This is a genomic window from Shewanella sp. SP2S2-6 (genome assembly GCF_031931965.1).
In the GTDB taxonomy this organism is placed as follows: domain Bacteria; phylum Pseudomonadota; class Gammaproteobacteria; order Enterobacterales; family Shewanellaceae; genus Shewanella; species Shewanella baltica.
This window is the reverse complement of record NZ_JAUOEQ010000010.1, coordinates 19,957-33,314: the sequence shown is the minus strand read 5'-3', so window position 1 is coordinate 33,314 and position 13,358 is coordinate 19,957. Positions and strand designations below refer to the sequence as shown.

General features: G+C 44.1%; 15 protein-coding genes. 7 read left to right on the top strand and 8 right to left on the bottom strand.

Features of this window, described 5'->3' with window-relative positions; translation table 11 throughout:
* Positions 1-111: 111 nt before the first annotated feature.
* Positions 112-726 carry a class I SAM-dependent methyltransferase gene (locus Q4Q57_RS09405; RefSeq protein WP_311890664.1) on the bottom strand — a complete coding sequence of 205 codons (615 nt, stop codon included), beginning with the start codon at positions 724-726 and terminating at the stop codon, positions 112-114.
* Positions 727-827: 101 nt separating this feature from the next.
* On the opposite strand from Q4Q57_RS09405, the gene Q4Q57_RS09400 reads away from it, so the two are divergent.
* The 5 genes from Q4Q57_RS09400 to Q4Q57_RS09380 all read left to right on the top strand — a co-directional run bounded on the left by Q4Q57_RS09400 (position 828) and on the right by Q4Q57_RS09380 (position 4,455).
* Positions 828-1,379 carry an LON peptidase substrate-binding domain-containing protein gene (locus Q4Q57_RS09400; protein WP_220777788.1) on the top strand — a complete coding sequence of 184 codons (552 nt, stop codon included), beginning with the start codon at positions 828-830 and terminating at the stop codon, positions 1,377-1,379.
* A gap of 145 nt (positions 1,380-1,524) precedes the next feature.
* Complete coding sequence (locus tag Q4Q57_RS09395; RefSeq protein WP_220777787.1) at positions 1,525-2,187, top strand: sigma-70 family RNA polymerase sigma factor; 663 nt, start codon at positions 1,525-1,527, stop codon at positions 2,185-2,187.
* Positions 2,180-2,899: a ChrR family anti-sigma-E factor gene (locus tag Q4Q57_RS09390; protein WP_311890663.1), complete on the top strand. Its 720-nt coding sequence runs from the start codon at positions 2,180-2,182 to the stop codon at positions 2,897-2,899. The genes Q4Q57_RS09395 and Q4Q57_RS09390 overlap by 8 nt, the downstream gene beginning before the upstream one ends.
* A gap of 821 nt (positions 2,900-3,720) precedes the next feature.
* Positions 3,721-3,894 carry a hypothetical protein gene (locus Q4Q57_RS09385; RefSeq protein WP_006082106.1) on the top strand — a complete coding sequence of 58 codons (174 nt, stop codon included), beginning with the start codon at positions 3,721-3,723 and terminating at the stop codon, positions 3,892-3,894.
* 300 nt (positions 3,895-4,194) lie between these two features.
* The gene (locus Q4Q57_RS09380; protein ID WP_311890662.1) at positions 4,195-4,455 is read left to right on the top strand and encodes a hypothetical protein; all 261 of its coding nucleotides are present in this window, start codon (positions 4,195-4,197) and stop codon (positions 4,453-4,455) included.
* Between the two features lie 172 nt (positions 4,456-4,627).
* On the opposite strand, the gene Q4Q57_RS09375 is transcribed toward Q4Q57_RS09380, so the two are convergent.
* From Q4Q57_RS09375 to Q4Q57_RS09360, 4 genes are all read right to left on the bottom strand, one after another.
* Positions 4,628-6,100, bottom strand: coding sequence for a nicotinate phosphoribosyltransferase (locus Q4Q57_RS09375; RefSeq protein ID WP_311890661.1), 1,473 nt, complete (start codon positions 6,098-6,100; stop codon positions 4,628-4,630).
* A 10-nt stretch (positions 6,101-6,110) separates the two neighbouring features.
* On the bottom strand, positions 6,111-7,016 hold the full coding sequence (prs, locus tag Q4Q57_RS09370) for a ribose-phosphate diphosphokinase (protein WP_311890660.1): 906 nt from the start codon (positions 7,014-7,016) through the stop codon (positions 6,111-6,113).
* Between the two features lie 283 nt (positions 7,017-7,299).
* A complete protein-coding gene (locus Q4Q57_RS09365) occupies positions 7,300-8,013 on the bottom strand; it encodes an NrtR DNA-binding winged helix domain-containing protein (RefSeq protein ID WP_311890659.1) in 714 nt (237 codons plus the stop codon).
* A gap of 112 nt (positions 8,014-8,125) precedes the next feature.
* Positions 8,126-9,124 carry a pyridoxal-phosphate dependent enzyme gene (locus Q4Q57_RS09360; protein ID WP_311890658.1) on the bottom strand — a complete coding sequence of 333 codons (999 nt, stop codon included), beginning with the start codon at positions 9,122-9,124 and terminating at the stop codon, positions 8,126-8,128.
* A 285-nt stretch (positions 9,125-9,409) separates the two neighbouring features.
* On the opposite strand from Q4Q57_RS09360, the gene Q4Q57_RS09355 reads away from it, so the two are divergent.
* Entirely contained in the window at positions 9,410-9,817 is a 408-nt protein-coding gene (locus tag Q4Q57_RS09355; RefSeq protein WP_106650835.1) for a YccF domain-containing protein, read from the top strand.
* 30 nt (positions 9,818-9,847) lie between these two features.
* Here Q4Q57_RS09355 and Q4Q57_RS09350 read toward each other — a convergent pair whose 3' ends face one another.
* From Q4Q57_RS09350 to Q4Q57_RS09340, 3 genes are all read right to left on the bottom strand, one after another.
* A complete protein-coding gene (locus tag Q4Q57_RS09350) occupies positions 9,848-10,777 on the bottom strand; it encodes an alpha/beta fold hydrolase (RefSeq protein ID WP_409438185.1) in 930 nt (309 codons plus the stop codon).
* Positions 10,774-11,802, bottom strand: a complete 1,029-nt coding sequence (locus tag Q4Q57_RS09345; protein ID WP_311890657.1) for a M14 family metallopeptidase — start codon at positions 11,800-11,802, stop codon at positions 10,774-10,776. The genes Q4Q57_RS09350 and Q4Q57_RS09345 overlap by 4 nt, the downstream gene beginning before the upstream one ends.
* A 173-nt stretch (positions 11,803-11,975) precedes the next feature.
* Positions 11,976-12,722: a transporter substrate-binding domain-containing protein gene (locus Q4Q57_RS09340; protein ID WP_311890656.1), complete on the bottom strand. Its 747-nt coding sequence runs from the start codon at positions 12,720-12,722 to the stop codon at positions 11,976-11,978.
* A gap of 270 nt (positions 12,723-12,992) precedes the next feature.
* On the opposite strand from Q4Q57_RS09340, the gene Q4Q57_RS09335 reads away from it, so the two are divergent.
* Positions 12,993-13,265 carry a PGPGW domain-containing protein gene (locus Q4Q57_RS09335; protein ID WP_259590330.1) on the top strand — a complete coding sequence of 91 codons (273 nt, stop codon included), beginning with the start codon at positions 12,993-12,995 and terminating at the stop codon, positions 13,263-13,265.
* Positions 13,266-13,358: the final 93 nt, after the last annotated feature.

The window sequence follows — 13,358 nt, the reverse complement described above, 5'->3', positions numbered from 1 at the left end:
GAACCATGCCGTGAGTCTATTTTATCTAAAAATTACAACCACTCTCGCAAAAGTACGAATATTCAACCCATTCAAAACGCATATTCAATTTTAGGTCAGCGACACTGTCGCCTAACGCTGCGCTTTCTGTGCAAGCACCATGCCCGCAAGATCCAAGGCATTTCTGTCGCAGATTATCTCAAACCCCGATTGACGCAGCACAAGTAACAACTCGCGGTGATTAAACCGATTTTGCTGTGGATGCTCGAATAGGCGTCGGCTTAATGGATTACAAATCGCAGCGCGATATAAATCCTCAATAACAAAGTAACCGTTTGGTTTCAGTACCCTTGCAACGTCCTTAATGGCCGCCTGCCAATCTGGAATATGGTGGAATACGGCAAAATCAAACACCATATCAAACTCGCCATCGGCAAAGGGAAGACTAGAAGCATCGGCAACCGAGAAACTCAGCCCTTTTAAGCCCTGCGGCCGAGCTTGCCAACGGAACTGTGCCGCTGCAACCATTTCGGGGTCGATATCCACGGCCGTGATATGTCCTGCGCCAAAATGCCCGCGGATCAACTGAATACCATTACCAAACCCACAGCCGATTTCTAATGCACGCTCGCAGCGGGCCATAGGTTTAGGCATCATAGAAGTCAGTAAAGGCGCTTCGATATGATTTTGTAGCCAAAAACGTATTGGATGCTGAACGAGCTTTTTCTCAAATGGATTTAATTTCATGCCATCCTCTAAATATGGGTAAACTATTGTTGAATAATTTTACTGATCGAACTGCCACTATGGTACGTAATGATAGGAACATAAGTTCACCAGAGGCCACGATGAAATTACCTCTTTTCCCACTACCCATTTGTTTATTGCCCGAAGGTTACACACAACTGCGGGTATTCGAACCTAGATATAAGCGTTTAGTCGCCGAATCGTTAAAGTCAGGCGAAGGATTTGGCTTATGTATGCTCGAAGAGGATGGTAAAACTATTCAGCCCATAGGCACCTTAGTGCATATTATTGATTTTGAAACCCTACCCGATGGCTTTTTAGGGATCAGTATTCAAGGTGCGCAGCGCTTTAAACTCAATGAAATCCGTGTCGAAGACGATGGATTAAAGCGCGGCGATGTTAGCTTTATCGACAATTGGCCTGCGACACGTATTGCGACCGATGAGCGTTACTTGAGCCAAATGTTACAAAATATCCTCAAGGAATATCCGCAACATCTCAAGCACTACCAAGCGGAACAGTTCGAAGATATTGCTTGGGTCTGCCAACGCTGGCTAGAAATATTACCCGTGCAAGCCTCCGAAAAGTACACCTGCATTAATGCCTTAGATCATATTATGACCCGAGACCTATTGCGAGCCGTGATAAAATAGCCCTGTGAATGATCCTTTATTTAAGCCAGTCCGTATTGATTGATAGTTTGACAGTAAAACTGGGCTCAGAAACGAATCAAGCCTCTCAATGTTGTCGTTACTGATGTCAACATCAGGACTAACGACTGTGATAAGAGCGAAAATAATGGAAAATATTCAATCACAAAGCAGGCAAAATCGGTATCATGGCCCTATCACGTCTCTGACTCATTCGGCTATGGATAACGACATTCCCGCTGTTAAAACCTGCGAGCCTCAAGCAGATGCTTTAATCACGTTCATGCTTCAAGTAGCAGATAAGCGCGATAGAGCAGCCTTTGGGCACTTATTCCAGCATTTTATGCCCAAGATCCGCGCTTTTGGTTTGCAAAGACTGAATCAACAAGGCTTAGCCATGGATTTAGTTCAAGAAACTATGACCAGCGTGTGGACTAAGGCCCACCTGTACAATGCTGAAAAAGGCTCAGTGACAACTTGGGTGTTTACCATAATGCGTAATCAGTGTTTCGATATGCTGAGACGAGTACAACATAATAAAGAAGATACCTTTGGCGATGATATTTGGCCATTGTGCGATGCAACCATGGCTCAAGACACACTCACTGATCATAAATTGACGGCGAAACTCCTCCAACATCTTGATGCCCTTCCCCTCGCGCAACGACAAGTCGTGCAAGGTATTTACATGCAAGAACTCACTCAACAAGAGTTAGCCGATGCCCTCAAGGTGCCTATAGGGACCATAAAGTCACGATTAAGACTCGGGCTAGAAAAGTTGAAAAGTTTCTTGGAGACACACAATGATTAAGCATCATCCCCAACAAGAATTACTCGTGAGCCATGCGAATGGGGACTTACCTTTGTCTATGGCCATCGCGGTAGCAGCGCATTGCGCGTTATGTGAGACGTGTCGTGAGCAACTTGCCCTATTAACAGAGCAAGCCGCCAATTTGGCTTTAAATCCAGATGATGCTCATGCTGTAAAGCATACTGATAAAGCGACGATTCACACAGCACATATTGCTGAAAACACTCAAGCCACTAATGTACCAGTGATGGATATTAACGCTATGCTGGCGCAAATCATGGCTCAGCCTGCGGCAACGGATGTGCCTAGTAACGCTCCTCTAAATATTCACGTTAAACAACAGCATTACACAGTGCCATCGGTATTTCGCCAGCATTTGGCTCGTCCTTGGCAAATCCTAGGCAAAGTCAGTCGCATGCGTTTTGATGTTGATGAAATGAACACCCGCGCGAGCTTATTGCACATAGATGCCCAAGGTGAAATCCCGCAACATACTCACAAAGGTTATGAACTAACACTATTACTGGCTGGAGAGTTTTCGGATCTTAATGGTGACTATGTGCCAGGTGATTTTATTGTGCTCAATAGCCAACATCACCACTCACCAAAAACCGTTGACGGTTGTTTATGCTACACAGTGTTAGATGCGCCACTGCATTTTACCAAAGGCCTAAGCAAGCTGCTTAACCCCATAGGTGAACTGATTTATTAAGCCTACTGCCTGCGCTATAGCGTGACTTAATTTATTCAATTTGTTTAGATGAATCAGTTGCTAAATTTTCAGTTACTGAATTTTCAGTTGCTAAATTATCAGTTACGAAATAAGCCATTAATCCCATTGAAATAACCTATTTCAGTGGGATTTTTGTTCTATTTTGCGAGAGTTTTTATTCAGTTTTCTAGAATTTTTAATTCAGTTTGCTAGACGTTACCTCATCCTATTTGCCTAAAAAGCCGCAATATGGGCACACTGCATTGCCGCTAAATACAAGATAAGAACATAATTCATACCGAGCTTTATTCTTTAAATCAAATAAATAGCCAGAAACAATTCACGTCAACCCAACATTAATCAACAAATCATTACATTGAATAAAAATTAAACTTGCATAAGCTGTTTTTATTGATATACTGCACGTCGTTTTGAGATACACCTTGTTGTTTACCTTTTTAAACCAGCCTGATCATAAGCAATCAGAGTTCGGTCCTCATAAAGAAAGCCTACTACAAGCAAAACCCTATAAGCTCAAGCATTCGATACCACTAAAATCATGTGCTTATGTCTGTGAACTTACTGTTCTCCACACTGTCATAGTATTGTCATTAAGCTATGGTCAACTGGCAGAATCAAGTTAGTCCATTGGCATAATCGACAACATGTATTATTTATCGATTAAGCATCTCTTGATTAATGAATCAAAGATGGGGTAACCTCGATTCTCAATAGAACGAATCTTTCGCAAATTGCTAAGGATATTTTATAGTTACAACTATCTCACCTATGGGTGAATTAACAAAAAAGGAGTGTGGCATATGTCATACAAAATTAATGGACATGAAATTACAGTGAACTTTCCTGTAGATTCAATCTCAGTAAATAAAACCTCAATTGCTTTTACCGATCGTCAAGGTAAAAACAGACAGACTTTTTCAAAGCGTACAGAAGCCATCAGCTTTATGAAATGGTTATTGTCCGCAAACAAATAAGTCAAAAAATAAATTAGACGATAAGTTAGAAATAAGTACTGTTATACCCCGTTTGCTCAAGTGTATTTAATCGGTTTCCATTCTCTTCGCAGTACCGAGCACTTAAGTAAACTGATAGCCGAATGTCACGAACACGCTATCCTTTTTTACGTCATGATGACGAACACATTTGGTTCAGGCTGTATCTCTCTCACGCAGATACCTGCCGAACCAAATGAGTCAAATCCAGCTTAGATCACCTACTTCCACTGCAGCATCCGCTAATATTCATTCCCATGAATACTGTTACGTACCTCTTCTATGACAAAACCCAATACCCAAATCGCCATGCAAAGCTTGATAAACCAGATCAAAGCGACTATTCCACTCAACTTAGAAGAAGCACAATTGTGCCAGGGACAATGTTTAGGTTGTTCGAAAAAAATGCTTGAAATGCTCGATGCAGAAATCAGCTATTGGCAATATTCAGATGCGATACCTAGCCTAAAAGATTTAAAAAACCTCGAAAAGATAGGCCAACGTACCTATAAAATCCTTAAGCGAAACCAGTTGCTGCCTTAATCGCTTGTATTTGCATTTAACTATTTATGGGGCGCTTTACTTATACGACTGAACATCAATTCATAACTGAACTGAACTGAACTGAACTGACAATATGATCCTGATAGAAATCACATTGCCAGTTTTATCTTAGCTATTGTCTATAGCCGTTAAAAATTACAATTCTATAGGCTCAACGTCTGGACTCTGCCAACCTTGCGCGAATATCTGCCAAAGAATATTCAGTTAAGAGTTCACCATCGGCAAATACGGGGACAAACTCGCAATTGTTAACATCTTGCCAGCTCGCTTGATCTTTAAGATAAAATTGCCCTTGCTCATCTTTAAACACCGCAACCAGTCCCTTAGCCGATTTTTTAGTACCGTCATCGGTTTTAGGATCTTTAAATATTTCTCTGTCTTTACCATCAACTTTCGCAAAGGTCGCTTTCACCGCGTAACCGTCGGTATCTCGGGTCACGTGTTGATAGGTAAAACTGCCAATCCCAAACACAATATTGGTTGACGCAAAACCTTTGGCCTTTAAGCCGGCACAAATGGCTTCAGCCCGCTCAATGGTGATTGAATCGCCATAAATCAGTCCGACATGGCTATCGAGTAATTTGTAACCTTTGGCAGTTGTGCTGCCCCCAAAGACATCCCACAAACACTCGATAGCGCCTTTATACTCAGGGCTCCCCACAGCTGCTTGTGGATCGCCACAAATGATCTTCACCGGACAACCCGTATCAGGCCTAAACACCACTTTGCCCTCACGCGCAAAAATACGGTCTTTTAAGGCAACGGTGAACTCTGTCATCACCTGCCAAAAATCCCAAGAATCAGAAACGATACTGACAATGCCGCTAGGATAAATATCTTCAATCAGACGGCGGAACGTCTCTAATTCATTCTCCATACCACCCGCACACATCACACTGTGCTCCGTTGCGGCCACACTGCCACCGACAAGTTCATGATCACTATCGGCACGGTAATATTGCTCAAGAAAATCAATCGCGGGAATGGTATCTGTACCCGTAAAACTGAGTAAATGGGCGGCGCCGCTCATTACCGCAGCCTCTGCACCATACATGCCGCGGAAACTAAAATCATGGCCCTGCCAATCAACAAATGCGATGTCACCATCGGTTTCTAGCGCGTAAGTCTCAAATATTTTGCGGTATTGCAGCGCGGTAGTGGCGCTAGTACACATGCCCCACACATTCGCAGAAAGGATGGTTTCGAGGTAATTGGTTAACCAAAAGAATCGCTCATCGGTATTGTACAAAACCAAGCAAGGCACTTTTAGTGGATACACTGAGCCTTCAGGTAAGGCCATGATTTTTATTGGTAAATAACCTAAGCCATGCAACTCCTCAATATGCTGAGTACCCACATTATTTGGCCCGAGATAGTTATTGATACGGCGGGAGAATTTGCGAATGACCTGATCTTTAGGTTGTTGAAAGAAATCACGGTTCCAACTGTCGATCAAGAAATGCTTGATAAAATACTGCAAGCCAAAAAACACCATTTGGTCTGTATAACCACGACGGGATTTACGGGCGGTCAAGTTACTAAAAATCACTTGAGTATTATCGGGATACTGACGACGGTGGTCGACTTTGTAGCCATCAATGGCGGTAACGGGATTCAAGTACATAATATTTTCCTTAATTATTCATATAACTCAAAACAGCATGACAATCACAGAACTCGCTCGAAATATGTGCAGGGACACCTAAACTATCGGTACAAAATAATCTGTCTATGCCCACCTCGCGCAGAGCCGATTCGCTGGCCTTATCTTCATAATGTGACACGATCAAAATGACGCTTTGGGCCCCCTTTTGCTTTAACTTGATGGCAAGTTCGATAAAGGTTCTGCCACCAGCACAAATGTCATCGACGATTAAGCAGGTTTTACCCGATAAATCATCACAGAACACTTCAGTAGCGATAATATGACCATTGACCACATCGCGATGTTTATCTGCCCTGATCACCGGCATTCCCTGTAACGCTTTCGCTAAGCCGAATACTTTCTTATTCGCCCCTGCATCGGGCGAGACTAACACTAGCTCACCCGATAATTGAGCTGCAATCGCGGCGACAAAGCTATGGTTGTCAATAACTTGCACTCGGTCTAACAATGCGGCGGTGACATCGCTGTGCGGGTCAAAAATGCTGACTGAAGTATATTGCTGCTGATTAATCAGGCTGGCATAGACTTTTACCGATAAGGCCTCGCCCACATTACACACTCTATCTTGGCGGGCGCCCGGCATATAAGGAAGTAACAGATCGATTTGCTCTGCACCGCTGCGGCGTAATGCATCAGTTAACAACAAGAGCTGCATGATGGAATGATCGCCACGATAGCCGAAGAAAAGTGTGACGCGTTTCGCTGGAGGAACCAGCAGTTGAACATGATTCTCCCCCGCGCCAAATTGAAATAAACGGTAATGAGCCTCATCACTAGCTGCGGGTAACTGATAAAAATCGGCTTGCAGTTGTTGAGCGTTAACAGTGCCTTGATACGCTTGAATGCTTTTAGATGCTTGAATACGTTGAGACATACTAACCTCCTGTCTATGGCAAGATTACCGCAATTAACGGCGCCCTTGTTGTCTACAGAACCAATAGTGTCTTAAAGACATTATTATGTAAAGTTGATTTTTAGACTATTTATGACGAAATAAAAGCCATTGATATACCTAAATTGCATATAGTGTCTTTTAGACACTATGTGCAATTTAGGTAACTGAATAGGAAAAAAGCTGTTGAGTAATATCAAAACCTAAAACATAAGCAGTTGTCATTAGCCCCATGAAAACGCGTTTCAATCTGCAACGACTTTGATCAACATTCTAAATTTCTTAAGAATCGGTACGATGCGGTATCGGGTTTCAAGCGGTATAAATTCGCAGGACGCCCCCGTTCAGTGCGCTTCAATCCGGTATCGATCAATAAATCGGCCTGTTCAACCCGCCGACGAAAAGATTTACCTTGGATAGGCTTACCCAGTAAAACTTCATGTACATGCTGCAGTTCTGGCAAGGTAAAAGGTTCAGACAGTGCAAAGCCTGGCACTAAAGAATATAAGGCTTTCTGTGTTAAGCGTTCCCGCGCTTGCTCAATTAACTGCAGATGATCAAACGCTAATGGCATCTGTAACACATCCTCTAACGGCCACCACTTAACATCACTCACTGAATCAATTTGGATTTGGCAGGCTTGATAACTCATCAAGGCGGTGTAACACACAGTCACGGACCAGCCTCTTATATCACGGCCACTATTACCCACAGTGCATAGCTGCTCAATATAAGGTGGCACTACCGCGGTTTTCTCATGCAGTTTACGTAATACGGTTTGTTCTAAGGATTGATCGCAATTTTCATCTATAAAGCCTCCGGGTAATCCCCACAAACCTAAAAAAGGATGGTTTGAACGTTGCACTAAGAGTACTTTAAGCTGCTGATCATGGTAGGTAAACAATACGGCATCCACTGTCAGTAGCTGAGCCTTGAAAGCCTTAGGATCGTAATTGGCAAGATATTCCGCTTCAGTCATGAGTATTCCCCATCATTCAATATCATAAGCTTAACTTAGGCATGACACAGCTTCAAACACATTATGTCTTAGCGTCACTAAGTAAATATCCTGCACCGTGGGCTTAGCTACTTTAGCCAAATTTACGCTGATAACGCGGCAACATAGTCTCATTCCCCAATAATCCGCCTTGATGCAAATACATCACATGACCTAATTCACTACGCTGTAAGTAATCCTCAAGCACAATAAAACCTAAGGGATCGTAGATTAATTCAAACTGAACTCCTGAGGCACAAACCCGCTGCCACATGGCATAGAATTCAGGGTAGAGTTTACCAAAGTGATATTTTTTGCCGACATTCACGATATGTGGATGCTCGAGAGTATTTGGATTAAGCATAGAGAATTGTAAACGTAAATAATCATCGCCGCCCACCACGGCGCAAGTCACGACGCGAAACGCCGTTTGCTGACGAATAAAGTACTGATTTAAAAATAACGCCGTCGTCCCCGTCCCCGACGGTAAAAATACTGTTAAATCGACTAAATCATTCGCCTGCGCAAATTGCACTATTTCTTGCGCCAATACATTTACCCCGTATTCAGCGTAGGAACAACGCCCACCCTCTGGGATAAAAAGCGCCGTCGGCTCATTCGCGAGTACTTGAGTCTCGATATACTCTTGGCAACTCAGTCGCGCACCACCCGTTTGCAAAGCAGGGTCACAACTAACATTAAGGTCAGATAAAACCTGAGGTTCATCCTGCGACTGAGTAAACGCCAGCTTTTGCGCCATTAACTCACTTAAGTCGATAATATTGGCGCCATTTGCCAATGCCGCAGCGTAATTCCCCGTGGGATGCTTAACAATCTGACTGGCAATATGGTCAACATAAAAATCACACTGCCAGCCTTTCATCTTGGCCAATGTTGATAGGGAATACAAAGAGTTCGCTAAGGGTGAGCCATGGCCTATCACCTTGGTGATGCCGGCAAACTCATGATCTAAAAAGTAGCCGAATTTACGTGCTTTATTGCCGCTAAACGCTGGATGCAATAAATCATCACGTTTTAGAAATATTTCTCGACCAGCAAAGGCAAAAATATCGACGGGGGAATTTGCAAACATCAGGCTACTCAAACGATTAAATACTCTGGCTTTTAAGCCATTGGATGGAATGGCTAGTTTAACGCCACCTTTGATCTTCTGCTCTTAAGAAATTAGCAATTTAGCGAAGAATTAGTGAAAATCACAAATAAAGCTTAAACAGGTGGATGTAAGGCATTGATTTTTGAAAACAAAATAATTGGCACGTTTCTCGCTTAGTCATTGACATATATTCAGTTTATCAAAGCTAACGGCATTCATTACAGCTAACGATAAAGGCTAAAAAAGTAACCTAAGGAGTTTTCAATGGCAGTATTACGCTTAATATTCAACATCGCTTGGTTTGTGCTCGGTGGATTTGTGATGGGACTCGCTTGGTGGCTCGCAGGTATCCTGTGTTTTATCAGCATTATTGGTATTCCCTTTGGCCGCGCCTGCTTTGTTATCGGCGAAATGACCTTCTGGCCATTTGGCCAAGAACAAATCAACCGTCGCCACTTGACCGGACGTGACGATTTAGGCACAGGTGCCCTAGGCATGGTGGGAAATATCATTTGGTTTTTGCTGTTTGGGATCTGGTTAGCCATAGGCCACCTGGCCCATGCCTTAGCCTGTTTTGTGACTATTATCGGTATTCCCTTTGGAATACAGCATCTTAAATTGGCGTTACTCAGCCTAACACCGATAGGTCAAACCGTCGTGGCTAAAGCCTAATAGGCAGTGAGTTATCCGTCTTAGCGCTGTTCATTGCTGATGATTTACTGTCGATGATTTACTGTGGAGAATGGATAGCGCTTTTTCATCCCATTCTGAAAATATCGCCTCAATGAAGGCCATTTCCTCCTCCAGTAAATCATTGCAACTATATTGAGTATGGACATATTGAGCATGGGCAGGTTCATCATCCTCTTGAACCTCAGTTTGCGGCTTAGTCGGCGTCGCAATCGCTAACAGGTAATGTGCCAGTTTTGCAGGGGCATCAATGGCCGCATCATGGCCGCAATACGCTAATACTATCAAATCAGTGTGAAAGTGCTGCGCTAAAGCTTTACTCGATGCCATGCTCACCAACGCATCACGGTCACCGCAGAGCACACTTATTGGTACTTCCACGGTCAATGGACACTGATATTGAAAAGCCGCCCACAGTTGCCGCCAGGCATTACGGATAGTTGGCGAGGATTCGCGGCGAAATTCACTCCATTCGGCAATTAAATCGCAATCTCGCCGATGGCGAAAACTGGTTAAACGCACTATCGTCGACTCGATGGGATGTAAGGCTTTACCCCGAGCCCGCAAGCAAAACGCCTTCAATGCATTCAGTGGATTAAGTCTTTGATACCAAGGCGATAAATTCGCCGCACTGCTGTTTAATACAAAAACATGCCTTATCTGCCAAGGCCGCTGGTGCGCCATTTCCAGCGCCAACATACCGCCCATAGACAAGCCGAGAAGATAAATAGTCTCGCCTTCCTGCACCTGCTCATCCAATTGCAACCACACGGCATGGGCATAATCGGCAATCTTCAGCGGACTGGCCTTATTGGATAACGTCCCATTACCCGGCAAATCTGGGGTCAGTACTCGCAATCCTTTATGTCGCAGTCGTTGATCGAAGCCATGCCAGTGGCGTTGATCACGCATTAATCCCCGCAGTAACACCCAAGTTGTCATGACTGTGGCTCCCGATACCAATACTGCCGCGCGCACTCAGTGAGTTCAGCCAAACGTTCAGGCGTTAACTGTTCTAACGATTGGGCGTAGGCCGCTTCCATCATAAATTGCATCAGCACTGTGTGCCTGCGTAAAATTCTGTGGTGACGATGTGTTTTCTGCGGATTAAAAAAACCTGCAAAATTAAATATTTGCCTTGGGTTTTTCTTTATCCAAGCCCAGGACCCCATCTCTAATGTCAAAGGCAGAAACGGTACCTGTGCATGGGGATCGGCCACTTGATGCTGGCGATAGAGGTAATCCCAAATATCCCCATGGGTGCGATAGAACTGGCTCTGCGGCGCAAGCCGGTAATGGCCATGATGTGGATAACTCTGTTCAAATAATTGTTTTAGATAAAAAATATAATTGGCATTTTCGAAGGCGGTACGTGTATGGGCGTAGGGGAACCAAATATGATCACTCAAGCCAAAGCCTGAGTGAGCATCGAGGGAAATCAAACTGGTGCTGCGGCTCAGCAATTGCTGTACATAGGCAACTAAACCGGCGGTTTCAAGCTCCATTCCCTCCATGCCGCGATACCAGGGCAGCCGTGATGATATCCGCTGCCCTCCCACCATAAAGGAGACTTTTTCGCTGGCTTCTATCGGGGCGTTACGCATCAAATCCACTTGATTGCCATTACCTCGCGTTCCCATAAATAAGCCAACGGGATTCACCACTGGGACAAAAGCTAACCGCACGCCCGTTAGCATCTGTTGTAGATGTTTATCCCACACCAGTCGCTGCAACAAACTGTTCAGCAATGCCAAGATGACTTGAGAGCCAATACGTTCAACCCCATGCACGCCGCCCACAAAGAGTACTGTCGGACAGGGCTTATCTCCTCCGCCCAGCTCAACACTGTAGAGAGGAAAATGTTCATGACGAAATGGAATGTCGGCAAGAATTTGATACTGCAACTTAAGATGATGAGTATCAATGAGTTGTTGCAGCGTATATAACTCAAAGGGAAGTTTATTCATGTCACCTTAATCAAAAAATGAGAGAGCAACTCATGCCGTTAAGGTGATGCTAATAGTGAACAAAGACAGAATGATGACAAGCGGAATATCTGATGTAATTTTAAGAGGAATTGGCTGAAAATAGAGGAAAAAATAAGGGGAAAAATTGAGAGCACACTAACCTAAATCATGCATTAGTCTTCACGATACAGTAGCTCTCCGATGATGGTTTCGACATCAATTTGCGCCAAGCCTTGGTCGAAAATATCTCGCCAACGTCGACCTTCTTCGGTATTACGAAACGCAATATAAAGCTGCTTATTCGCTAAAATTTGGCGGTTGATTTGCAGTTTGTCTGCCAATGGCTGCAAGGGCTTTTGCTTAAGTAAATAGTGCAGCACGTTGACATCGATTACCGCCGCATCAATACGGCCTGCAGCCACTTTCTTAATATTGTGCTCATCTGAAGTCACCGCTTCAGTCGGCTGAACGCCTGTGGAAATCATGCGATCTAACGCCTGAATATTCACATAATCTTTCACCACACCTAAGGTATAGCGATTCAGATCTTCGACATAATTCCAACTCACAGGATGGGCTTTTTGCTCCACCAGTCCCAAAGGACCGTCGCCAATCGATTTAGAAAAAACAAACTTTTCAGTCTCGAAATAATATTCAGGAAAATAACCCAGATAGTCTGAATTAGGCATACTGGCGAGCTTTACTGCGCGGCTCCATGGGTAAAAATCCACTTCTAATTGGTGCCCCATCACTTTGAGCGCCGCCCGCGCCACAGCAATACTCGCGCCCTGCTCTGCTAACTGCTGCCCCGAATAAGGCGGCCAAAGTAAGGATGTCAGCATTAAGGTATCCGCCTTCGCTGTGCTCAATCCCATGGAGGAAAGGCAACACGCAAGGAGCATTGAACGCCATCGAACCATTTGGGACTCCTTAGCCTGCAGAATGGATTGACTACTAAATCATCGACAAATTGAGCTTTAGTTTTTATCTGCCAAGATTTTTTCTCTGGTTTTAGTATAGCCATGAAGCCACTGCGGGGAAGTGAAGTTTTGTTACAATTAGGCTGACGACATAAGCTGCCAATAAATGAGCAAAGGATTAGACTGAAAACTGACATACAGTTAGCACACAACTGATAGTCAGCTGACAGTACAGCTTGATTCGATTAACTCACCATGAGGCCAACTCCTATGCGCAAAGTTACCTTTTTCAATCTCGCGCCGTCCTCCCATGCAAAAGGCGCGATAACTAAAGCAGGGATCACTGTGATTGGCGCAGCTTTAACCTTGCTCGGGCTGGTCTTTTTACCCTTACCCGGCCCAGGTTTACTCTTGATCATCTTAGGGTTAGCGCTGCTCAGCACACAATATGCCTGGGCAAAGCTGGCGCTACGTCGCAGTCAGCGAAAGTTAACTCAAAGTGCCGCTTGGCTTGATGGCATGACTCGTCGACTCTTCCGTTAACTCGTTAACTTGTCGGTTAAACGACATGGGTAGACAGAATAAAATTCAAGCCGCATTGTGCGGCTTGAAAGTCAAAAACAGACGAACCCACTC